18 protein-coding genes and 7 tRNA genes are annotated in these 21,344 nt (G+C 55.7%); 7 read left to right on the top strand and 18 right to left on the bottom strand.

Annotation, left to right across the window (positions count from 1 at the left end; all coding sequences use genetic code 11):
• On the top strand, positions 1 to 301 hold a 301-nt coding region (locus ACT3TC_RS07735), incomplete at its 5' end, for a hypothetical protein (protein WP_444639650.1).
• Between the two features lie 28 nt (positions 302 to 329).
• Here ACT3TC_RS07735 and ACT3TC_RS07730 read toward each other — a convergent pair.
• The 12 genes from ACT3TC_RS07730 to ACT3TC_RS07675 form a co-directional block, all read right to left on the bottom strand.
• A tRNA-Ser gene (locus ACT3TC_RS07730) sits at positions 330 to 417 on the bottom strand.
• Between the two features lie 107 nt (positions 418 to 524).
• Complete coding sequence (locus ACT3TC_RS07725) at positions 525 to 1,028, bottom strand: YiiD C-terminal domain-containing protein (protein WP_444639649.1); 504 nt, start codon at positions 1,026 to 1,028, stop codon at positions 525 to 527.
• 13 nt (positions 1,029 to 1,041) lie between these two features.
• A complete protein-coding gene (locus tag ACT3TC_RS07720; protein ID WP_444639648.1) occupies positions 1,042 to 1,602 on the bottom strand; it encodes a nitroreductase family protein in 561 nt (186 codons plus the stop codon).
• Between the two features lie 47 nt (positions 1,603 to 1,649).
• A complete protein-coding gene (queF, locus tag ACT3TC_RS07715; protein ID WP_444639647.1) occupies positions 1,650 to 2,483 on the bottom strand; it encodes an NADPH-dependent 7-cyano-7-deazaguanine reductase QueF in 834 nt (277 codons plus the stop codon).
• A gap of 35 nt (positions 2,484 to 2,518) precedes the next feature.
• Positions 2,519 to 3,292, bottom strand: a complete 774-nt coding sequence (locus ACT3TC_RS07710; RefSeq protein ID WP_172117164.1) for an ABC transporter permease — start codon at positions 3,290 to 3,292, stop codon at positions 2,519 to 2,521.
• On the bottom strand, positions 3,289 to 4,257 hold the full coding sequence (locus ACT3TC_RS07705; RefSeq protein WP_193054851.1) for an ABC transporter ATP-binding protein: 969 nt from the start codon (positions 4,255 to 4,257) through the stop codon (positions 3,289 to 3,291). Before ACT3TC_RS07705 ends, ACT3TC_RS07710 begins: the two co-directional genes overlap by 4 nt.
• A gap of 315 nt (positions 4,258 to 4,572) precedes the next feature.
• Positions 4,573 to 4,647, bottom strand: a tRNA-Gly gene (locus tag ACT3TC_RS07700).
• 23 nt (positions 4,648 to 4,670) lie between these two features.
• A tRNA-Glu gene (locus tag ACT3TC_RS07695) sits at positions 4,671 to 4,746 on the bottom strand.
• 23 nt (positions 4,747 to 4,769) lie between these two features.
• A tRNA-Gly gene (locus tag ACT3TC_RS07690) sits at positions 4,770 to 4,844 on the bottom strand.
• Between the two features lie 24 nt (positions 4,845 to 4,868).
• A tRNA-Glu gene (locus ACT3TC_RS07685) sits at positions 4,869 to 4,944 on the bottom strand.
• A 4-nt stretch (positions 4,945 to 4,948) separates the two neighbouring features.
• Positions 4,949 to 5,023, bottom strand: a tRNA-Gly gene (locus ACT3TC_RS07680).
• A gap of 24 nt (positions 5,024 to 5,047) precedes the next feature.
• Positions 5,048 to 5,123 (bottom strand) — tRNA-Glu (locus ACT3TC_RS07675).
• Between the two features lie 250 nt (positions 5,124 to 5,373).
• On the opposite strand from ACT3TC_RS07675, the gene msrB reads away from it, so the two are divergent.
• The 4 genes from msrB (at position 5,374) to htpX (ending at position 9,180) form a co-directional block, all read left to right on the top strand.
• Entirely contained in the window at positions 5,374 to 5,772 is a 399-nt protein-coding gene (msrB, locus tag ACT3TC_RS07670) for a peptide-methionine (R)-S-oxide reductase MsrB (RefSeq protein ID WP_444639646.1), read from the top strand.
• Between the two features lie 106 nt (positions 5,773 to 5,878).
• Positions 5,879 to 6,832, top strand: a complete 954-nt coding sequence (ylqF, locus tag ACT3TC_RS07665) for a ribosome biogenesis GTPase YlqF (protein WP_444628527.1) — start codon at positions 5,879 to 5,881, stop codon at positions 6,830 to 6,832.
• Positions 6,833 to 6,889: 57 nt separating this feature from the next.
• A complete protein-coding gene (locus tag ACT3TC_RS07660) occupies positions 6,890 to 8,182 on the top strand; it encodes a pyridoxal phosphate-dependent aminotransferase (protein ID WP_216658002.1) in 1,293 nt (430 codons plus the stop codon).
• Positions 8,183 to 8,274: 92 nt separating this feature from the next.
• A complete protein-coding gene (htpX, locus tag ACT3TC_RS07655) occupies positions 8,275 to 9,180 on the top strand; it encodes a protease HtpX (protein ID WP_172117168.1) in 906 nt (301 codons plus the stop codon).
• A gap of 63 nt (positions 9,181 to 9,243) precedes the next feature.
• Here the strand turns inward: htpX and pdxB are convergent, their stop codons facing one another.
• The gene (gene pdxB, locus ACT3TC_RS07650; protein WP_444639645.1) at positions 9,244 to 10,392 is read right to left on the bottom strand and encodes a 4-phosphoerythronate dehydrogenase PdxB; all 1,149 of its coding nucleotides are present in this window, start codon (positions 10,390 to 10,392) and stop codon (positions 9,244 to 9,246) included.
• 187 nt (positions 10,393 to 10,579) lie between these two features.
• Between pdxB and ACT3TC_RS07645 the strand changes: the two genes are divergently transcribed.
• Positions 10,580 to 10,861: a hypothetical protein gene (locus ACT3TC_RS07645; protein ID WP_018916661.1), complete on the top strand. Its 282-nt coding sequence runs from the start codon at positions 10,580 to 10,582 to the stop codon at positions 10,859 to 10,861.
• A gap of 17 nt (positions 10,862 to 10,878) precedes the next feature.
• Here the strand turns inward: ACT3TC_RS07645 and ACT3TC_RS07640 are convergent, their stop codons facing one another.
• Entirely contained in the window at positions 10,879 to 11,214 is a 336-nt protein-coding gene (locus tag ACT3TC_RS07640) for a glutaredoxin family protein (RefSeq protein ID WP_193054847.1), read from the bottom strand.
• 19 nt (positions 11,215 to 11,233) lie between these two features.
• Positions 11,234 to 13,456: a bifunctional 23S rRNA (guanine(2069)-N(7))-methyltransferase RlmK/23S rRNA (guanine(2445)-N(2))-methyltransferase RlmL gene (rlmKL, locus tag ACT3TC_RS07635; RefSeq protein WP_444639655.1), complete on the bottom strand. Its 2,223-nt coding sequence runs from the start codon at positions 13,454 to 13,456 to the stop codon at positions 11,234 to 11,236.
• 325 nt (positions 13,457 to 13,781) lie between these two features.
• Here rlmKL and rmf point away from each other — a divergent pair, with 325 nt between their 5' ends.
• A complete protein-coding gene (gene rmf / locus ACT3TC_RS07630; protein ID WP_087106179.1) occupies positions 13,782 to 13,991 on the top strand; it encodes a ribosome modulation factor in 210 nt (69 codons plus the stop codon).
• Positions 13,992 to 14,072: 81 nt separating this feature from the next.
• On the opposite strand, the gene ACT3TC_RS07625 is transcribed toward rmf, so the two are convergent.
• From ACT3TC_RS07625 to trmA, 3 genes are all read right to left on the bottom strand, one after another.
• Positions 14,073 to 15,086 carry a quinone-dependent dihydroorotate dehydrogenase gene (locus ACT3TC_RS07625; protein WP_444621836.1) on the bottom strand — a complete coding sequence of 338 codons (1,014 nt, stop codon included), beginning with the start codon at positions 15,084 to 15,086 and terminating at the stop codon, positions 14,073 to 14,075.
• Between the two features lie 174 nt (positions 15,087 to 15,260).
• On the bottom strand, positions 15,261 to 20,084 hold the full coding sequence (locus ACT3TC_RS07620; protein WP_444639644.1) for an NAD-glutamate dehydrogenase: 4,824 nt from the start codon (positions 20,082 to 20,084) through the stop codon (positions 15,261 to 15,263).
• Positions 20,085 to 20,223: 139 nt separating this feature from the next.
• Positions 20,224 to 21,339: a tRNA (uridine(54)-C5)-methyltransferase TrmA gene (gene trmA / locus ACT3TC_RS07615; protein WP_444639643.1), complete on the bottom strand. Its 1,116-nt coding sequence runs from the start codon at positions 21,337 to 21,339 to the stop codon at positions 20,224 to 20,226.
• Between the last annotated feature and the right edge of the window lie 5 nt (positions 21,340 to 21,344).

Genomic DNA, 21,344 nt, shown 5'->3' with positions numbered 1-21,344 from the left:
AACAGCCAACCTGAGGCCTTCAAGACCAAGCACTTCTAAAAACGGGGTTTACCGTATGACCGCTTTGGGTCGCTATAACCAAGAGCATTCATACATGATTCTTAAGGTAAAAATATCTGAAGAAAAAGGTGATGTCATCCCTCATTTGGGTGCATACATGAAGGATTTTTTGGAACTCAGCCGCAGCTCTGCAGCAAGGGTCCCAGGCCAAGAGGCGGCGCCCAAAAAAGTTCCGCTCTGCTCAATGAGAGCCAAAACCAAAGTATGGGCACTAAATTCCAAACACAAAAAAGCCCGCTGATTGCTCAGCGGGCTTTTTCTATATTCTGTGGCGGAGGGGGAGGGATTCGAACCCTCGAAGCCTTTCGACTTACACACTTTCCAGGCGTGCTCCTTCGACCACTCGGACACCCCTCCACATTTTGGTTCAATCACTTGGGCTGTGCCTTTCGCGACAGAACGGCGCATATACTATGGTTTAAGCGGCCAAATAGCAAGCCTTTTTCAGAATCAGTGGCTTGCCTTCAGGTATCGCTGCTTGATAGCACCGCATAGCTGCCGTGGGCTTCCAGGCAGAGCGCATCGCCGCAGTAAAGCTGTTGGGTAAGTGCAATGCGGCCTTTGCCTCGCTCGTTAAGCTTCCTGGTGAGCTTCTCAACACCGTCAGGCTCTTCTGGCGTGCATATCAGGCGGTAATCACCCGTTACCGGGGCCAGAAAGCGTTGCGTGGCTTCAGCGACCACTACATCGCGCGCCATGCCTTGCCCGCGTAGCCACAGTGTTACCCAACACCAGCCTTGCAGCGTGGTTTGCGCACTTAGCGCGCCACCAAAGCCGGTACCTTTGTCATTCAGGTTAGGCGCCAGGGCGAGCTGCCAAGTGAGCGATTGGTTGTGAAGCGACATCTCCTTAATGCCCAGGGCGCCGACCATGGGAATTGCATCGCTTAACCACTTTTGAAAAGCGGCCAGGTCTTCCTGGCCTTCGGGCAGCGGCAAGCGAGGGTGAAGCACACCGGGTTTGCGCATGGCGGTAGCCTCCTTACGCCCAGCGCTCTACGAAGTCGGCCACGTTGTGCTGGGCCAGTGGTTTGTGGCGCCCGCCCAGGTTGCCCAGGTAGATAAACGCGACCACTTCGTCATCTTCTTCCAGGGAGAGCCCTTTGCGTACCACGGGGTCAAACGCGTACTTGCCGCTACGCCACATGGCGCCCAGTTCCTGCGCGTGGGCCGCCAGCAAGATGCCGTGGGCGGCGCAGCCTGCGGAAATCACCTGCTCCATTTTGGGCACTTTGGGCAGGTCCGGCGTTACCTTGGCGATCACGGCGATAATCATCGGCGCGCGCAGCGGTTTTTTGCGCGCTGAATTTAGCGTGTCGTCGTCGGCACCAGGGTCTTCCTGGAACTCGGCTTCGGCAAACAGCTCACCCAGGCGCGTACGCCCTTCCCCAGTGAACTCAATAAACCGCCAGGGGCGCAGCTCTTTGTGGTCCGGGGCGCGCAGGGCCGCCTGGTAAATCGCATCCATCTGCTCGGCAGTGGGCGCAGGCTCAACCAGCTTGCCCATTGAGCTACGGCTGTGAAGTAGCGTGAGTCCATCCATTTGGTTTCATCCTATCAATCAGTTAGGCACTACTGTAGCGCAGTCGCTTACTGTCTTGCCAGACGCAGCGGGCTTGGCGGCGCAAGGCCCAGCGTGGCGCGCCAGGGGCTGATATCCAACCCGCCGCGGCGCACGTAGCGCGCCAGCACCAGAAGCTCGGTAGGTTGGGCGTGCTGCATCAGGTCGGTGAAGATGTGCTCGACACAGTGCTCATGAAAATCCTGATGCTGACGATAGCCGATCAGGTAACGCAGTAACCCTTCGCGATCCAGCTTCGGGCCTTTGTAGCGAATCATCACGCTGCCCCAGTCGGGCTGGCCGGTCACCGGGCAGTTGGATTTAAGCAAATGCGAGTGCAGCGTCTCTTCTACAACCTCATCGCTTACCGCCAAATGGGCGGCGCTGGGCGTGTAATCACTTACTTCGATATCCAAGTCGTCCAGGCAGTCGCCGGGGAGCGGCTGTGGGGCAAGCTCAGCGTCTTCCACACCGAGTAGCTCCACGCTGACCGGTGCACCGGCTACCGCGCTTAGGTCACGCTGCAACGTTTCAATCACTTCCTCGCGGCTTTCCATACGGGTTTGGTTAAAGCTGTTGAGGTAGAGCTTCCAGGATTTGGATTCGATCAGGCTGGGCGACTCAGCAGGCAGCCGAAAGCGGGCCACGGCCACGATGGGTTTGCCACGGGCATTCAGCCAGGAAACCTCAAACGCGTGCCACTCATCTTCCCCCACAAAGGGCAGCTTGCCCTCTTCAATCCCTAGCGGGGCGCGGTTGGCGGCGCGTGGGATGGGGAACAGCAGCGCGGCATCGTACAGCTCAGGATAGGCGGATTCGCGCCCCAGGGGCGCGTGCTCTAAGGTATCGGGGCGGTGTGCCATAGGGTAACGCTCTCTTGATAAAAACGGTCGTGCGGTTAACTACGAATGCCTTTGCCACGCTCCAGCATGGCCAGTGCCGCAAAAAACAGCACTACGATAAACCCCAAAATAGCCGCCAGCGCCCAACCAACGGGAATGTCCGACACGCCCAAAAACCCATAGCGGAAGACGTTCACCATATACAGAATCGGGTTGAGCATTGACACGCCCTGCCAGAAATTGGGCAGCATGGAAATGGAGTAAAACACCCCACCCAGGTAGGTCAGCGGCGTTAAAATAAAGGTCGGCACAATGGAGATATCATCAAACTTGTTGGCCAGCAGGGCGTTGATAAAGCCGCCGATGGAGAACAGCGCCGAGGTTAGCACCACCACCAGGATGGTTAAAAGCGGGTGCTCGATGGTTAAGCGCGTGAAGAATAGCGACACAATAGTAACGATCAGGCCCACGCCCAAGCCGCGCGCCATGCCACCGAGGATAAACCCGGATAAAATCACCCAGTTGGGCATGGGCGATACCATTAGCTCTTCTACCGAACGCTGAAACTTGTTCGAGAAGAAGCTGGAAGCCACGTTCGAGTAGCTGTTGGTGATGACCGACATCATGATCAGGCCGGGGACGATAAAGTCCATGTAGGAGAAGCCATCCATATCCCCTATGCGCGAGCCGATCAGGTTGCCAAAGATGATGAAGTACATCGCCATGGTGATCGAAGGCGGCAGCAGCGTTTGCGGCCAGATACGCGTAAAGCGTTTGATCTCTTTAAGTACGAGCGTCCATAGCGCGACGAGCGTTTGTGTTGCATTCATGCTTGCGTCTCCTTGTTGGGTTCGGCGCGCTGATCGATGGCTGTATTGCCCGCCTCTACCATTGACACAAACATCTCTTCCAACCGGTTAGCGCTGTTGCGCATGGAAACCACCTGCATGCCCTGCTCGCTTAATACACTGAACACATCGTTTAACTGCTGCCCGCGATGAATCACCAACGAGAGTTGCGTCGGTTCGATCTGCTTGATCTCAAAGCCTTCGATCACCGGTGGTGCCGTGACCGGCTCGGCGAGATCCAGCAGGAAGGTTTCGGTATTCAGCTCGGCCAATAGCTCGCGCACGCTGGTGTTACGCACAATTTCACCGTGATTGATGATGGCGATATTACGGCACAGGCTTTCGGCTTCTTCCAGATAGTGGGTGGTTAGAATGATCGTGGTGCCTTCATCCTGATTAATGCGGCGCATGTACTCCCACATGCTGCGGCGCAGTTCAATATCCACGCCCGCGGTGGGCTCATCCAGAATCAGTAGCTTGGGCCGGTGCATCAGCGCCCGGGCAATCATCAAGCGGCGCTTCATACCACCAGAAAGCATGCGAGCGTTGCCATTGCGCTTGTCCCACAGGCCCAGGTCGCGCAGCAGCTGCTCAGCACGCGGCAGCGCTTCACGGCGCGTCATGCCGTAATAGCCTGCTTGCGCCAGCACGATATCAAGCACCTTCTCGAACTGGTTGAAGTTGAATTCCTGAGGAACCACGCCCAGCTGGTACTTGGCCTTGGCGAAGTCCTTGTCGATGTCGATACCAAAAATCGACACCTTGCCTTCTGACTTCTGCACCAATGAACACACCACACCCAGGGTGGTGGATTTACCTGCGCCGTTGGGACCCAACAAGGCAAAAAAATCGCCCTGCTGGACGTCGAGATCAATTCCTTTTAACGCGTGAAAGCCGTTGCCGTACACCTTGGTAAGGCCACGGATAGACAATGCCGGTTCGGCCATAAAGATGTCCTGTCAGCAAAAAAATAGGGGCAAAGAGAATGCTTGAGAAGCAATGATATCGGGGCATTTAAATGTTTTTTCAAGCCAAGTGGCAAAGCGCAGCAAACTTAGCGAAATAGCAGACATGAAAAATAACGCTCAAAGGCGCTACTAACAAAAAACGCAGGGCAATAAAAAGGTTACAACGAAGGGGGGTACAACGAAGGAAGGTACAAAATCGAATTTGAGGGCTGTTTACATGGAGCGGGAAAAGAGATTCGACCGGGCTGGCGTTCCAGCTCTCGACCCTTGCCATGCTAGATGAGGCTGTTTACATGGAGCGGGAAAAGAGATTCGAACTCTCGACCCTCGCCTTGGCAAGGCGATGCTCTACCACTGAGCTATTCCCGCAATGTAAACATGCACTTACTAGATGGCGTCCCATAGGGGGTTCGAACCCCTGTTACCGCCGTGAAAGGGCGGTGTCCTAGGCCACTAGACGAATGGGACGTATAAACATCTATTTTATTGATTGGAGCGGGAAAAGAGATTCGAACTCTCGACCCTCGCCTTGGCAAGGCGATGCTCTACCACTGAGCTATTCCCGCTTAATCAATTTCTCGCCATCGGATTGGCGTCCCATAGGGGGTTCGAACCCCTGTTACCGCCGTGAAAGGGCGGTGTCCTGGACCACTAGACGAATGGGACGTTTTGGAGCGGGAAAAGAGATTCGAACTCTCGACCCTCGCCTTGGCAAGGCGATGCTCTACCACTGAGCTATTCCCGCACTCCGATACCTTAACGATGTAATTGGCGTCCCATAGGGGGTTCGAACCCCTGTTACCGCCGTGAAAGGGCGGTGTCCTAGACCACTAGACGAATGGGACGTTTCATTGCCTCGTCGAGGTGGCGCGTATATTACTCAGAGCACGCATTTCTGTCAAGCCCTATGATATCGCTCTGCTTTCTATCTATACGCCAATCTCTTTCATTGCTACCACTTAACGCCTACTCAAACGGGTGGCTACACCCTATTCGCCTTCTGAACTCGGGTAAGTACTAGCTTTCTTAACTACGCTGTCTTAATTGAAAAGAGTACGATAGCCTGCAAGTCACAGAGGGCAAGGAGACACTAAAATGGCCAAAATCAAAAAATCCCCCGAGCAGTGGCGCGAACAGCTGACGCCTGAGCAGTACCGGGTTGCACGCGAGAAAGGCACCGAACGTCCCTTTACAGGTGACTACCAAGTAAGCGATGCTCAAGGCATTTACCACTGTATTTGTTGTCATGCACCGCTGTTTGAAAACGAGCACAAATTTGATGCGGGTTGTGGCTGGCCCAGCTTCGACAGGCCGCTTGGCAGAAACTGCGTTGAAGAGCATAGCGATACCACGCTCGGCATGGTGCGCACAGAAGTAGTGTGCTCCCACTGCGATGCCCACTTGGGGCATGTGTTTCCTGACGGGCCACCGGCGTCCACAGGGTTGCGTTACTGCATTAACTCGGTGTCGCTAGAGTTTCATCCTGACGAGTAAACGCTACCTCTAACCCCTTTAACGAATCGCAGCAAGGCGAGCGCCATCTGGTAGAATGGTTGCTCGCTTTTTTTATGCCCGTTTTTTGTGCTTGTAGGAGAAACTCATGCTCGGCTGGTTCCCCGGACATATGAACAAGGCCCGCCGCCAGATAAAGGATGCGCTGCCGGAAATTGACGTGGTCATTGAAGTACTCGACGCACGTCTGCCCTACTCTAGCGCCAACCCGATGCTGGCCGAGCTGACCCGGCATAAGCCAGTATTGAAAATACTCTCCCGGGCGGACCTGGCAGACCCAGAGCGCACTGCGGAATGGGTAGCCTTTTTCGATGCCCAGGACGATACCCGGGCACTCGCGATCACCACGACCAACACGCGTGAGTTAAAAAAGATTCCCAAACTTTGCCACGAATTAGCAGGTGACGTACGTGCTGACCGCGACGTTCGAGTGATGGTGATGGGGATTCCCAACGTGGGTAAATCCACCCTGATTAACGGCCTGGCCGGGCGTAAAATTGCCAAAACCGGTAACGAACCGGCGGTCACCAAGCGCCAGCAGAAAGTGCGTATTGATGGCCGCGTAGCGCTGATCGACACCCCAGGCGTGCTGTGGCCCAAGATTGAAGACCAGGCCAGCGCCTATCGGCTGGCGGCCAGCGGCGCTATTCGCGATACCGCCATTGAGTATACCGACGTGGGTATTGTTACCAGCGCCGAGCTTGCCAAGCGCTACCCGGACGAGTTGACCGCACGTTACAAACTCAAAGCATTGCCCACGTATGAAGTGCCGGTCGATAATGACGTGGACGCCGACGGTCCGAAGAAGCCTGATTTTCTGGCGATCGCCGGGTTTGATGGGCATGCCATCCTGAAAGAAATTGCCGGTAAACGGGGCGGCCTGCGCGCAGGTGGCGAGGTAGATTTACACCGTGGCGCCGAAGTACTGCTACACGAACTGCGTGACGGCAAGCTTGGCCGTTTAACGCTGGAAACACCGGACGATATTCCGCCGCCCATTGTGCAAAACGACGAAGACAATCAGCCACTTTCCGACGCATAATGGATGAACCGACCGGCGCCGCCGCACGGCCTTTGGACACTTTTGGATAAATCACTCATGGAAACCTCTCAGCTTCAAACGCCTACTGAGCTTCAGGATACGGACTCACAAAACGCCGAGCCGTCATCTGCTGAACTCAAAAAATCTCACAAGCTCAATAACGTCTGCTACGACATCCGTGGCCCGGTCCTCGATCATGCCAAGCGGCTTGAGGATGAAGGCCAGCGGATTTTAAAGCTGAATATTGGCAACCCGGCGCCCTTTGGGTTTGAAGCACCAGAAGAGATTTTGCAGGATGTGATGCGCAACCTGCCCACGGCACAAGGCTACTGTGATTCCAAAGGCCTCTACTCGGCGCGTAAGGCGATTATGCAGGAGTGCCAGCGCAAGAAGATCCCAGGCGTTGGCATCGAAGATATTTACATCGGCAACGGCGTGTCCGAACTGATTGTGATGTGCATGCAGGCGCTATTAAACGATGGCGACGAAGTGCTGATCCCTGCCCCCGACTATCCACTATGGACGGCAGCGGCGCATCTTTCCGGCGGCCACGGCGTGCACTATAGGTGCGATGAGCAGGCCGACTGGACGCCGGACATTGCTGATATCCGCGCCAAAATCACCAGCCGCACCCGCGCGATTGTGCTGATTAACCCCAACAACCCGACCGGCGCAGTTTATCCACCGGCCGTGGTGCGCGACGTATTGGCCGTGGCCAAAGAGCACAATCTGGTGGTGTTCTCTGACGAGATCTACGACAAGATCCTGTATGACGGCGTAGAACATACCGCGACCGGCGCTCTGGCCGACGATGACCAGTTGGTGATTACCATGAACGGGCTGTCGAAAAGCTACCGCTGTGCGGGCTTTCGCTCCGGCTGGATGACGATTTCTGGCACGATTGCCAAACAGCGCGCCAAGGATTTTATCCAGGGGCTGACCATGCTGGCCTCCATGCGTCTGTGTGCCAACGTGCCTGCCCAGCACGCCATTCAGACCGCACTGGGTGGCTATCAGTCGATCAATGACCTGATCCTGCCAGGTGGCCGTTTACTGGCTCAGCGCGACATCACGGTGGAAAAACTCAACGCGATTCCTGGTGTTTCCTGTGTCACGCCCAAGGGCGCGCTCTATGCGTTTCCTCGTTTGGACCCCAAGGTCTTCAATATTCAAGATGACCAGAAGCTGGTTCTTGATTTGCTCCTTCAAGAGAAAATTCTACTGGTTCAAGGCACGGCGTTTAACTGGCCAGAACCTGATCATGTGCGCATTGTGACACTGCCCTGGGCGGATCAACTGGGCGACGCCCTGGACAGGTTCGGTAATTTCTTGTCCCGCTACCGTCAATAACGTGCGCTGTGACTTGAAACTGCCACGACGTGTACGTATCCAAGCAAGCATTCTAGTAACGCTTTACCGTCCTCTTAGGGAGAACCTGCACCATGATGCGAATTGTGCTGTTTTTAGCCACCAACCTGGCGGTACTGCTTGTCGCCAGTATTACGCTGCGCCTGTTTGGCGTTGAAGGTTATTTACGCAGCCAAGGAATCAACTTTACCAGCCTGCTGATTTTCTGCTTTATCTTCGGCATGGTCGGCTCGCTGATCTCGCTGTTTATTTCCAAGTGGATGGCGAAACGCAGTACCGGCACGGTAATTATTGAGTCGCCTTCCAACGCCACCGAGCAATGGCTTGTCGATACCGTGGCTGAACTTGCCCGCGAGGCCGGTATTAAGACGCCGGAGGTGGGCATCTTCCCCGCCCAGCAGTCAAACGCGTTTGCCACCGGCTGGAATAAAGATGACGCTTTGGTGGCGGTTTCTGCCGGGCTGTTAAACCGGATGCGCCCCGACGAAGTGCGCGCAGTGCTTGCCCACGAAATTGGCCACGTCGCCAATGGCGACATGGTCACGCTGGCGCTGATTCAGGGCGTAGTGAACACCTTTGTGATGTTCTTTGCCCGTGTGGTGGCGCAGTTGGTGGATGGCTTTCTTAAAAGCCGCAGCGGCGGCGAAGGTGGCCTGGGCTTTATGGGTTACTTCGCGGTCGTGATTGTCGCAGAAATTGTGTTCGGGATTGTGGCGTCGGCTATCGTTGCCTGGTTCTCTCGCTATCGTGAATACCGTGCCGATGAGGCCGGTGCTCGGTTAGCAGGGACAGGCTCCATGGTGAATGCTCTGGCCCGCTTGAAAGCGGAAACAGAAATGCCGGACCAAATGCCCGACACCCTACGCGCCATGGCGATCACCAAAGGCCAAACACGCTCGCTGGTAGAACAACTTTTTGCCAGCCACCCGCCGCTGGATGACCGTATTCGTGCACTAAAAGAAGCCGCTTACCGTCAATAAAAAAACATCCGCAACGTATTTAGTCGCAACAGGCCCGCTAAGCGGGCCTGTTCTTTTTACGCGTTAGGATAACCGTGAGACGTGAAAGCCCGCGGCACTCAACGGCGCTTCAAGATCAACCGCACTGCCCGATAACTGCACGTTCAGCGTGGCAAATTCACGGCGTAGTGGATAATTGGCTCGGCATGTATCAAAGCCCTGCTTGATACCCTCTACAAGCGCCTGGCGCTGCAGGCTGTCGTGGTCTCGGCGCACATCATACACGGCACGCATACATACACGCAGCGCATCCTCGACCGGCAGAGCGTCCTGCAAATGCAATGATGCCAACGCTGGCAGCGGGCAGATATCGGCAAACGCATCATGGTTGGGAGAGCCAAGATGGCTGGCTAACGCCTGCTGAATCATCCAGGTACCGCGCAGCTTGCCGTCCAGGCTATGCCCTGCAATATGCGGCGTGGCAAGTGCCACCAGGTCGCGCAGCCCTGCATCAATGTCCGGCTCGCTCTCCCACACGTCCAGCACGGCGACAATATCGCCTTTACCCGCTAACCGACCACGCAGCGCTAGCCCATCAACACAGTCGCCCCGCCCGGCGTTTAGCAATACCGTACCAGGCGCTAATTCATTGACGCGCTGAGCATTCAGCAACTGATACGTGGCGTGCGGCCCCTCTGACACCAGCGGCGTGTGCAGGCAGAGAATATCGCAACGATCAATCAGCGTATCCAGCGCCTCAAAGCCCTGCTCGCCCTCCTGCTCTGCTCTGGGTGGGTCACAGGCAAGTGTGTTGACGCCCAGCGCATTAAGGCGGGCAAGCAAACGGCTGCCTACATTGCCGACGCCCACAATGCCAACCGTTTTTGAGAGCAGCGACCAGCCATCGCGCTCAGCCAGCGTTAGCAAGCTGCTGAGCACATAGTCCACCACCGCTTCAGCGTTGCAACCAGGCGCGCTTGCAAAGGTAATACCGCGCTCGGCCAGGGCGGCATGATCAATATGGTCGGTGCCAATCGTACAGGTACCGACAAAGCGTACAGCGCTGTCTGCCAATAGCGCGGCAGTGACCTGGGTGATGGAGCGCACAATCAGCGCATCCGCGTCCTTGACGTGCGCCGCGCTTATTTCACGCCCTGGCAAATGGGTGATTGAGCCAAAATCACCAAAGCAGCGTTCGGCGGCGGGTATATTGGCATCTACAGTCAGCTTCACAACGTGATCCTTTTAGTCCGCAGGACAGGCAAGCCTCTCCACAGAAAAACGCTTCATAAGCAAAGATAGGCGTTTGCGATAACGCGCTTTACAATACCGTCCGCCGCATCAAATTGGAAAAGAGTATTCAGGACAAGGAGTGCCTAATGGGTAAGCCAGTGTCAAGAACAACCGTGGGAGTAAGCTTGTGATCGTAAGGTGGGAAACCGACCACGACTATGTGCTGGTTCATATTCACCAGGATATGTTTGGCGACTGGATTTTTAGTCGCGCCTGGGGGCAAATCGGCACGCAGTTTGGCGGCTTAAAACATCAACTGGCCGACACGCTTGAGCAGGCACAGATGTGGCTGGAAGATGAGACGACCATTCAAAAGTCACGCGGGTTTCATAAAGTACTGGACGTTGATGACCATACTCCAGAAGGCCAGGAAGCGATGCGCCAGCTTTCGCTGCTTGACCTGCTTTAAGTGCCCCCAGTAAGTCATCACTCACCCAGAAAACGCCGCCCGTTGCGAACATAACGCCCTTTTGGCGGCGCTTCATCAGGTTGCATCAGGCGTGTTAGCGCGTGCTCACTTAGCCAGCCGCGCTGACGCAACCAAGCGCTTAAGCGCTCTACCTCAAAACCGCGTATCAGCTCATGCCCCTGGCTATCCGCCACCACCGGAATAAGCTCGCCATAGCGTGCTAGTAACTCCGGACAATCACTGATTTCAATGCGTTGCAGCGCCACCGGTTGATTGGCAAGCGCTGCCAACAGGCCTTCCAGCTGGGCGCACAGATGGCAACCCAGCGTGGTGTAGAGCGTAAGCGAGATCACCGCTGCAAGCCCTTACGCCCTAGCTGCGGTGACGCAGCAGGAACACGTGATGCATATTGGTGCGCCGCTGAAAGTCAGGGTCGAAGGTACGCGAGGTAATCTCTTCCACCGCATAGCGCTCGCTAAGTGCATCATCAAGCTTGAAACGACGCTGGTTATTCGAAAACACCAGCGTTCCGCCAGACGCAAGCCGCGCCATGGCAAGTTCCACCAACCGTGGGTGGTCGCGCTGTACGTCGAGCGTATCGCGCATTTTTTTCGAGTTGGAGAATGTCGGCGGATCCATAAATATCAGGTCAAACTCGGCGTTAGCGGTTTCCAGCCAGCGGAAACAGTCATCACGCACCACGCGATGCAGCCGCAGGTCGAGTTCGTTCAGCGTAAAGTTGTCTTTTGCCCACTCAAGGTAGGTATTGGACATATCCACGCTAACGCTGTCGCTGGCGCCGCCCAGCGCGGCTTGCACCGTGGCCGTGGCGGTATAGCAAAAAAGGTTTAAGAAGCGCTTGCCGCTGGCCATTTCACCCAACATGCGGCGCACCGGCCGGTGGTCCAGGAACAGCCCGGTATCCAGGTAGTCACGCAGGTTAACCCACAACCGCGCATCGCCTTCGCGCACGTCAAAACGCTCGCCGCTGGCATCACGCTTCTGGTACTGGGCGGTGCCGGCTTGCCGCTCACGACGCTTGATATACACCTTGCTGGAGTCAACGCCCAACGCATCAGGCAACACTTCCAAGGCGTCAAACAGGCGTTTTTGTGCCTGAGCCGGGTTGATAGAGCTTGGCGCGGCGTACTCTTGAACGTGTACACGGTCACCATAGCGGTCAATCGCCAGCGCAAACTCAGGCATGTCGGCATCATAGAGCCGGTAGCAGGTTTCACCGCTCTGCTTTAACCATTTTTTGAGGCGCTTCTGGTTTTTGACCAGACGATTGGCAAACATCTGGGCGTTTTCGGACACCGCACGCGACGCTTGCTGTGGAGCAACTGGCGCAGCAGCAGGCGCTTGATCGGTAGGCTGCCCTTCTGCCTGAGCACCATTATTGGCAGCTGATGTGCCGATATCCATCAGCAGCAGCTTGGCATCCAACGCACCATTTTTTAACGCATACTGCTTGTGCGCGCGCAGCCCCAAACGGTGGCCCAAGTCGGGGTTGCCGGTAAACATTGCCAGCGTCCAACCTGGAAACAGTGCCTTGGCTTTTTCGCCCAACTGGGCGTAAAGGCGCACCAGTTCGGGAAGTTCCCCCAACCGCTCGCCGTACGGCGGGTTGGTGATCAACAGCCCGCTTGTTGCCGTGAGCGTCTCGGGCCGGGTTAGCTGGGCAAGACTTTGCCCGTGCAGGGTAATCAGCGCTGGAATGCCTGCACGCATCGCGTTGGTTTTCGCCGCAGAAAGCGCGGCTGGGCTTTGGTCAAAGCCCAGCAGCTGCGTTTTACACCGCTTACGGCCAATAGACGCACGCGCTTCGGCCTCGCGCTTTTGCTCAAGCCAGAGCGCTTCATCGTGCCCAGCCCAGCCCTTGAAGCCAAAGCGTTCGCGGTCTAGGTTAGGCGCCTGGTCGGCGGCCATTAGCGCCGCTTCAATCAGCAGCGTGCCCGCGCCACACAGTGGGTCGATCAACGGCTCGCCAGCCTTGGCTCGCTCGGGCCAGCCCGCGCGTATGAGCAGCGCGGCCGCCAGGTTCTCTTTCAGCGGTGCATGGCCTACATCGCGACGATAGCCGCGGCGATGAAGACTCTCACCCGAAAGGTCGATACCAATCGTGAGATTCGCCCGGTGCAAATGTGCGTACAGGCGCAAGTCGGGCGTTTTAGTATCAATCGATGGCCGCTCTTGCCCGGCAAGCTGCAACGAATCTACCACGCCGTCTTTCACCGTTTGCGCGCCAAAGCGGGTATGACGAATGTGGTCGCTGCGGCCATGAAAATCTACGGCCAGGGTTTTGCCCACAGCCAAATGCTGGGTCCAGGCAATGTGGGCAACGACATCGCGTAACTGCTCGGGCGTTTCAATCATCGGCTCGCGAACGAGCTGCAGAATGACCCGGTTGGCAAGCCGAGACCACAAACATACACGGTAGGCGATGGCTTGGCTGGCGGTGAAGTACACGCCTGCCACCGTGGTCTTTCCAGGCGTCGCGCCTAGCGCTGCCAGCTCATCGGCCAGCAGGCCTTCAATGCCTTTCGGGCAGGTCGCCAACAGGTTCAAGGGGGCGTTTTGACTCGTTTCGGTCATAGTCATGGCAGCGCGTAACCGCGCGATATTCCTATATATGGCAAATGTATTTACATCTTATGACAATTTGGGGGTCGACAAGTGCCCCCATCTTGATCTAAGAATAAGAGAGTAGCTACTAAAAACGCATGCGTTGCTTGTCCAGGCCATTTATGACCTATGGCTTGTTTGGGGCGCCGCTTGGTCGGTTCAGCACGTGAGTGCTAGACAAAAGTACCATGCTGGCTGCCTGCTCTTGAGGTTAGCTCTCGAAATAGGAGCCTGACGCCACTAAGGCATAGTGCACTATTTCTTATTAAAGGCTTTCATGAAAAGAGGTTAGCCAATGAAACGACAAAAACGTGACCGCTTCCAGCGGGCTTATGTTCACGGGTACAAAGCAGGTGTTATCGGCCGCTCCCGTGATGAATGTCCCAGTCAAGATGTTAATTTACGTGAGTACTGGATGAGCGGTTGGCGTGAAGGTCGCGGAGACCAATGGGACGGTATGACCGGCGTTTCCGGTATCCACAAAAACCCCATGGTCATGACCTAACCGGTTATAACTTCCTTAATCTACATTTTGGAACATGGAGCCCGCTTAAAAGCGGGCTTTTTAGCCTCAAAACCACGCGAATTACTGCGTTTTTAGCGCGCTGGCACATTCGTTCACAAGCGCTGGGCCTTGGTAAATCAGGCCTGAATAGAGCTGAACCAAATCAGCACCCGCCGCAATTTTGGCTTTTGCAGTTTCACCGCTATCAATCCCGCCAACGCCAATAATCGGTAGCGTTGGCAGATGCTGACGCAGCAGACGAATAATCACGTTAGAGGGTTCAAAAACGGGTTTTCCCGATAGCCCCCCCGCCTCTTCCGCCTGAGGGTCACTCTTGACCGCTTCACGGGAAACGGTCGTGTTGGTCGCAATGACGCCGTCCAGTTCATTGCGAGCAATACTACCGGCCACGAGCGCGACTTCCTCTTCGCTCATATCCGGGGCGATTTTAATAAGTAGCGGTACCTTGCGTTTTGCTTCAGCATCCAGCAACCGGCTACGCTCACGTATTGGCCCTAATAACGCATCCAGCTGCTCACCAAACTGCAGCGTACGCAGCCCCGGCGTATTGGGTGAAGAAATATTCACAGTAATATAATCAGCGACCGGGTGAACGGCATTCAGGCAGGCTAAATAGTCCTCCAGGGCGTTTTCAACCGAGGTGGTTAGATTTTTGCCGATGTTAATGCCCACCACGCCTTGATAGCGGCGCTTTTTCACCTGCTCAATTAAGTGCTCAACCCCTTTGTTATTAAACCCAAAGCGGTTAATGATGGCGCCATGGCTCGCCAAACGGAACAAACGCGGCTTGGCGTTACCCGGCTGTGCCTTGGGCGTCACCGTGCCCACTTCAACAAAACCAAAACCCAGCGCGCCGAGCGCATCCAGGTGATCAGCATTTTTATCAAGCCCCGCAGCAAGCCCCACGCGATTGGCAAAGCGCAACCCCATCAGCTCAACAGGATCCTCGATTGGCTTGCCCACCCAAGGGCGTACACCGCCCACGCGTTGTAATGCGTCTAACGCCCCCAGCGCCAACCCGTGTGAGGTTTCGGGGTCAATACGAAAGAACAGCGAGCGCGCGAGTGAATACATCGACAGAGTCTCTCCAGGAGAATGGGCGGCGCAGAGTATAGCGCATCCTGCCCTTTTAGCGCACCGCGCTTGCGCTTAACCAGAAGCCACGCACAAAAAAACCGTGCCTGAGTTATCTCAGGCACGGTTACTTCTTACAGCAAGTATGCGTTGTGTTAGCGCACGCTTAGGCGGTTATGCTTCGCTATCGCTTTCTGCAAGGTCCACCAGTTCGCGCACGGCGACGGCAAACAGCGCAAACCCACCTTCACTACCGCTACGCACCTCATCAATCAAACGGCACCAGCGGCGGTGCAGGTCAGCATGCTGCTCAAGCCACTGGTCCACACGCTCCTGAGTATCGCGGCTACCGGCTTCCAACTTCAGTACGCTGGTGGTTAAGGCCAATTGCTGGCGGTCGATATCATCCCGGAACGTTTCCCGGGCCTGCACCTGCCATGCGTCACGCACACCGAGCTGCGTTACCTGTTGGCTCATCCAGGGAAGCTCCAAACGGCTGCCAATTTCGTAAAACACTTCGGCGACGCGCTGGGGCTTCTCATTGGTAACCCGTGCCGCCTGAATGATCCCCAACCCGGCATACAGGCTAGGCGCGGCGGCAACGGTAGAGGCCAGCGCTTCCGGCACGCCCGCGTCCTGCAGCTCATCCCGACGCTGGCGCCAGGCATCAAGCTCTTCGCCGCTTAACAGTTCGCCCATCTCTTCTTGCAGTTGCGCCAACCGAGGCGCGAAGTACTCAATGGCATCCTGAGTCGAAAGCCCCATGTGCTGGCGCAGGAACCAGCGTGTCGAGCGGCGGATCAGGCGCATCAGGTCCAGCATCATGGAGTGCTGCACGTCGCTGGGGATCTGGTTATCCAGGTCTTCAATCTGTGCCCAAAGTGACAGCAGGTTGAAGCTATCCCGCGCAATGACATAGTTACGCGCAATATCTGCCCGACCAGCGCCAGTGGAGTCGCGTAGCCGACGGACAAACACGACCCCCATGTGATCAACCAGATCATTTGCAACTTGCGTTGCCACAATTTCACGCTTCAGGCGGTGTTCATACATCTCGGTCTGGTAGCGCTCTGTCAGCACAGACGGGAACAGCCGCTCAAGATGGCGGTGGATATATGTATCATCGGGCACATCGGAGGTGATCAGGTCGTCTTTTAGCGTGCTCTTGGCGTAGGAAATCAGTACCGAAAGCTCCGGCAAGCGCATGCCCTGCTGATTGGCGGCACGCTCTTTTAAGGTCTCATCGGTGGGCAGGAACTCAAGCTCACGATCAATCTGCCCGGCAGACTCCAGCTCGCTGATAAAGCGGCGATACGGCCCGATACCTTGGCATGACAGTATCTCGGAGAGGTCCAGCGCCTGAGCCTGACGGTAGTTATCAAGAATCACCAGGTCGGCAACTTCATCGGTCATTTCTGCCAGCAGGTCGTTGCGCTGCTTGTCGGTCATGTCGCCGCGCTTCACCACATCATCGATCAATATTTTGATATTGACCTCATGGTCAGAGCAGTTAACGCCACCTGCGTTATCAATAAAGTCAGTGTAAACGCGCACACCTTTGGCGGCGGCTTCCATTCGGCCACGTTGAGTCATCCCCAGGTTGCCGCCTTCGCCCACTACGCGGCAGTTAAGGTCTTCGCCATTAATGCGCAGCGCATCGTTAGCTTTATCGCCGACATCGGCATCGGTTTCATCCGAGCCTTTCACGTAGGTGCCGATACCGCCGTTCCAGACCAGGTCGACCTTTGACTGGAGCATGGCGCGAATCAATTCATTCGGCGACAGGTGCTCTTCCTGAATACCAAAGACCTGCTGCATTTCCGGGGTAATCGCGATGGACTTGGCGCTGCGGTTAAAGACACCTCCGCCCTGCGAAATCAGCTCAGCACTGTAATCCTCCCAACTGGAGCGCGGCAGGTTAAATAGCCTTGTACGCTCGGCAAAGGCCGCATCAGCCTCAGGGTTGGGGTCGACAAAGATATGCAGATGGTTGAACGCCCCCACCAACTGAATCTTGTCGGAAAGCAGCATGCCGTTACCAAATACGTCGCCCGCCATATCACCAATACCAACGACGCTAAACAGGTCCCGCTGGGTATCTACGCCGAGGTTTTTAAAGTGACGTTTAACCGACTGCCAGGCACCACGCGCGGTAATGCCCATTTTCTTATGGTCATATCCGTTCGCCCCGCCGGAGGCAAACGCATCCCCTAGCCAGTGGCCATACTCGATAGAGATTTCGTTGGCGATATCCGAGAATGTTGCCGTTCCTTTATCGGCGGCAACCACCATGTAGACATCGTCTTCGTCGTGGCGCACCACGTTTTTAGGCGGAACAACGTCGCTGCCATCCAGATTATCGGTCACATCTAACAGCGCACGGATAAAGGTTTTATAGCAAGCAATGCCTTCGTTCTGCTTCGTTTCGCGGTCAGCATTTTCAGGCATGCGCTTACATACAAAACCACCCTTGGCGCCTACCGGCACGATCACCGCGTTTTTGACCTGCTGCGCTTTTACCAGCCCCAGCACTTCGGTACGGAAATCTTCATGGCGGTCAGACCAGCGCAAACCACCGCGGGCTACTTTGCCACCGCGCAGGTGGACACCTTCCACGCGTGGCGAGCAGACAAAAATCTCGAACATCGGCCGTGGCTTGGGCATTCCGGTGACTTTGGAAGGCTCAAGCTTAAAGGCGATGTAGTCTTTAAAGCGGCCGTCTTCAGCACGCTGGTAGTAGTTGGTGCGCAGTGTTGCCTGAATAAGCTCCATAAAACGACGTAACAGTTGGTCATCGTTTAGGCTGGCAACGGCTTCCAACTGCTCATTAAGCCGCGTGATGCACTCGTCGGTATCGTGTGAGTCCAGCGCAGGATCAAAGCGCAGACGGAACATTTCTACCAGTAACTGAGTAATGGCCGGGTAGTTGGCCAAGGTCGCGGCAATGTAGTTTTGAGACATGCCAAAGCGGATTTGCTTGAGATAACGTGCGTATCCACGCAGCATGGCGACTTCGCGCCAGTCCAGCCCTGCCGCAATAATCAGCCGGTTAAAGGCGTCGTTATCCGCTTCGCCCGCCCAAATACGTTTAAACGCTTCACTGAAGGTTTCGCGCATTTCACCCAGGCTGACATCTTTATTACCGTGCTCAAGCTCAAAGTCGTGAATCCAGTAATGCTGCTGCGGCGCACTAATGTCGTAGGGGCGTTCACTAATAACCCGAAGCCCCAGGTTCTCCATCATGGGCAACACATCAGACAGCGGGATCGGCGAACCACGATGGAAAAGCTTCAGGTTTACGCCACTGCCCTGCTCTTCCAGCGGCCGATAAAGCGACAGCGACAGCGCCTCACCGTTATCCAGTGCCAGCAAGTGCTGTATATCGAATACTGCGGTGCGCGCATTGAAGTCTTCGCGATAGCTTGCCGAGAAGGCGCTTTGGAACTGCTCCATCTGATGATTGGCGCGCTCTTCTCCAAAACCCTCAATCATCGCGGCCATCAGCTCGTCGCGCCAGCTGCGAGCCAAGCGGGCAACCTTGCTTTCCAGGCGTTTAAGGTCGTACTGGCTGGGTGCATCGCCGTTAAAGCGCAGAATCAGTTGAATACGCGCCAGAACCGACTCTGACAAGTAGGTATTAAAATCGCCAAAGTGCGCGTCAAGCTCGTCACACAACAGGTTTTGAATGCGTTGACGCAAATCGGTTGAAAACACATCGCGAGGCACAAACACCAGGCACGAGTAGAACTTGCCGCTAACATCGGCACGGATAAACAGGCGTACCTGGCGGCGTTCCCGAATATCAAGAATGCCCAGCGCGGTATGCGCTAGTGAATCCGTACTGATCTGGAACAGGTCATCGCGGGGATAAACTTCAAGCACCTGTAGAAGCTGCTTACCGTTATGCCCTTGGGGGTTAAACCCGGCGATATCCGAGACAGCTTTTAGTTTACGGCGCAGCAGCGGAATATTGCGCGGCGACTCGTTGTACACCGTAGAGGTGAACAAACCAAAGAAGCGACGCTCGCCAATCACATTGCCGTCGTCGTCGTAGCGGTCAACGGTGATGTAGTCTGGGTAGGTCGGGCGGTGTACCCGCGAGTGGTGGGCACTTTTGGCAAACGAGAGTAATTGGGGCACCAATTCATAGTTGCCGTGCTCGTCAATGCCCTCTTCGGCACGAATGCGCTCATCGTAGCGTGGATCATCCAGGCGGAAGACCCCGAGCACGCTATTCGGGTCGCGCTGCAGCTCATCGCCTTCCAACAGGTATTCGTCATACCCCAGGAAAGTGAAATTATCCTTAACCAGCCACTCTAAAAAGGCGATGGCCTCTTCATGGTCGTCCGGGTCGATTTGCGGGGGGCAGTTCTTTTCAAGCTCTTGGATTGCGGCGGTGATCTGACGGGTAATCGCGTCGTAGTCATCAACCGCAGTACGTACATCACGCAGTACTTGATAGAGCTTTTTCTCGATATTCGACAGCGCGTCAGGGTCCGTATGACGATCAACCTCGATAACGATGAGCGACTCACGCGCCTCTGGGGCATTGGCATCACGAGGTGAGGTCAGCGTTTGCAGCTGATTCTGCTCATTGCGGGCCACGGCAAATACGGAATTTTGAATCGCATGGACGGTAAGCCCTTGGCGATTCAGTTCAATGCGTATCGAGTCGACCAAAAAAGGCATGTCTTCATGCAGTACCGCCACAAAGGTATGCGTCGACTGCCAACCATGCTCTTCAAAGTCAGGGTTGAAAACGCGCACTTTAGGGCGCTTCGCATCGTGGTGCTGTAGAAACTGCCAAATGGATAATGTGGCGCCGTAAAGATCGTCCAAGCGGCGATCAACAAGATCCTCTAACGGCACGCTCGCGTAAAAACGTCGTGCAAACGCCTCTATCGCCGTTGCTCGCTCCGGTTCCAGCCGCGCTTCCAAGCGCTCAAATAGCTGCTTCAAAAGGTCTTGCCGACTCTCTTCACTCGCAACGTATTGCATCCATCACCTCGACTGCCGGAAAAAACGTGGGACGATAGGCCTTTAGGCCAATATAACGACTAGCTTACGCCACCCTGGATCATCACTCTATCCATCTGGCATGTTCTTCATGGTATATACCTCTTTCGCATTATGCGCCCTATTGACCATCCTCGCGCCGCGTGAGCCATACGCCACATTCACAATGGTCGGTGAATGGAAACTGGTCAAATAGTGCAAAGCGTTCTATCTGGTGCGTTTTAGTGAGCAGCGCCAGGTTTTCGGCAAGTGTTGCTGGGTTACATGAAATATAGACGATCTGGTCGTATTCACTGATTTGCTGGCAGCTCTGCGCGTCCAGCCCAGCGCGGGGCGGGTCAACCAGCACCGTGGAGAAGCGATATTCGTCCAATGCCATTTCAGCCACGCGCCGCCCGCCTTTTTCGCCTTTAAGCGCCAGCGCAAACTCTTCGGCTGACATACGGGCTACATGAGCATTGGTGATCTTGTTGGCTTCAAGGTTGACGTTAGCGCTGGCGACCGACGTGCGCGAAATTTCAGTGGCCAGGACGCGCCGAAAATTATCGGCCAGGGCGATGGTGAAATTGCCGTTGCCACAGTAAAGCTCGACGAGGTCTTCATCCTGACGTCCGGCCGTCACTTCACGCGCCCAGCTCAGCATCGTTTGGCAGATATGCGCATTGGGCTGGGTAAAGCTGTTTTCGACCTGCTGATAGTCAAGCGAGCGCCCATCAACCGTTAAACGCTCCCACACGTGGTCACGGGTAAGCACCAGGCGCTGCTTGCGTGAGCGGCCAATGATCATAATGCCAAGCTCGGCTTCCAGGGCGCGTGCTTCTTGCTCCCAAGCGTCACCTAGCGGACGGTGGTAAATCAGCGTGACCAGCACCTCGCCTGACAGCGTAGTAAGAAACTCCACCTGAAACAGGCGCCGACGCAGTTCGTCACTGGCCAGAAAAGCCTCGCGCAGACGCGGCATTAGCACATTGATGGACTCGCTTGCAACGTCAAACTGGTCAAGCCGCACGACCTGCTTGTTTTTAGGGTCGGCTGGGTCGACCTCAAACATGGCGTAGTAAAGATCATCGCCTTCATGCCAGATACGAAACTCACAGCGCTGGCGATAGTGGCTGGGCGGTGAGGCAAAGACCTCAAGTGCGGGCGGATTAAACACCGCAAAAGTGCTTTCCAGGTAAGCACGCTTCTCGGCAAGCTGCTCGTCATAACGTTCGGGTTGTATCACGGGGATAGCCAAGTCGG

This window comes from Halomonas sp. AOP27-A1-41, from assembly GCF_052378605.1.
Taxonomy (GTDB): Bacteria; Pseudomonadota; Gammaproteobacteria; order Pseudomonadales; family Halomonadaceae; genus Vreelandella; species Vreelandella citrativorans.
Note: the sequence above shows the minus strand (reverse complement) of the source record. Positions and strands in the feature narration are given on the sequence as shown.

What these genes read in the sequence shown, in the direction of transcription:
- msrB (WP_444639646.1), top strand. Translation starts at nt 5,374, where the DNA reads ATGGCCAAAATCAAAAAATCCCCCGAGCAGTGGCGCGAACAGCTGACG.
- ylqF (WP_444628527.1), top strand. Translation starts at nt 5,879, where the DNA reads ATGCTCGGCTGGTTCCCCGGACATATGAACAAGGCCCGCCGCCAGATA.
- ACT3TC_RS07710 (WP_172117164.1), bottom strand. Translation starts at nt 3,292, where the DNA reads ATGAATGCAACACAAACGCTCGTCGCGCTATGGACGCTCGTACTTAAA.
- htpX (WP_172117168.1), top strand. Translation starts at nt 8,275, where the DNA reads ATGATGCGAATTGTGCTGTTTTTAGCCACCAACCTGGCGGTACTGCTT.
- ACT3TC_RS07660 (WP_216658002.1), top strand. Translation starts at nt 6,890, where the DNA reads ATGGAAACCTCTCAGCTTCAAACGCCTACTGAGCTTCAGGATACGGAC.
- ACT3TC_RS07620 (WP_444639644.1), bottom strand. Translation starts at nt 20,084, where the DNA reads ATGCAATACGTTGCGAGTGAAGAGAGTCGGCAAGACCTTTTGAAGCAG.
- rlmKL (WP_444639655.1), bottom strand. Translation starts at nt 13,456, where the DNA reads ATGACCGAAACGAGTCAAAACGCCCCCTTGAACCTGTTGGCGACCTGC.
- rmf (WP_087106179.1), top strand. Translation starts at nt 13,782, where the DNA reads ATGAAACGACAAAAACGTGACCGCTTCCAGCGGGCTTATGTTCACGGG.
- queF (WP_444639647.1), bottom strand. Translation starts at nt 2,483, where the DNA reads ATGGCACACCGCCCCGATACCTTAGAGCACGCGCCCCTGGGGCGCGAA.
- ACT3TC_RS07725 (WP_444639649.1), bottom strand. Translation starts at nt 1,028, where the DNA reads ATGCGCAAACCCGGTGTGCTTCACCCTCGCTTGCCGCTGCCCGAAGGC.
- ACT3TC_RS07720 (WP_444639648.1), bottom strand. Translation starts at nt 1,602, where the DNA reads ATGGATGGACTCACGCTACTTCACAGCCGTAGCTCAATGGGCAAGCTG.
- ACT3TC_RS07705 (WP_193054851.1), bottom strand. Translation starts at nt 4,257, where the DNA reads ATGGCCGAACCGGCATTGTCTATCCGTGGCCTTACCAAGGTGTACGGC.
- ACT3TC_RS07625 (WP_444621836.1), bottom strand. Translation starts at nt 15,086, where the DNA reads ATGTATTCACTCGCGCGCTCGCTGTTCTTTCGTATTGACCCCGAAACC.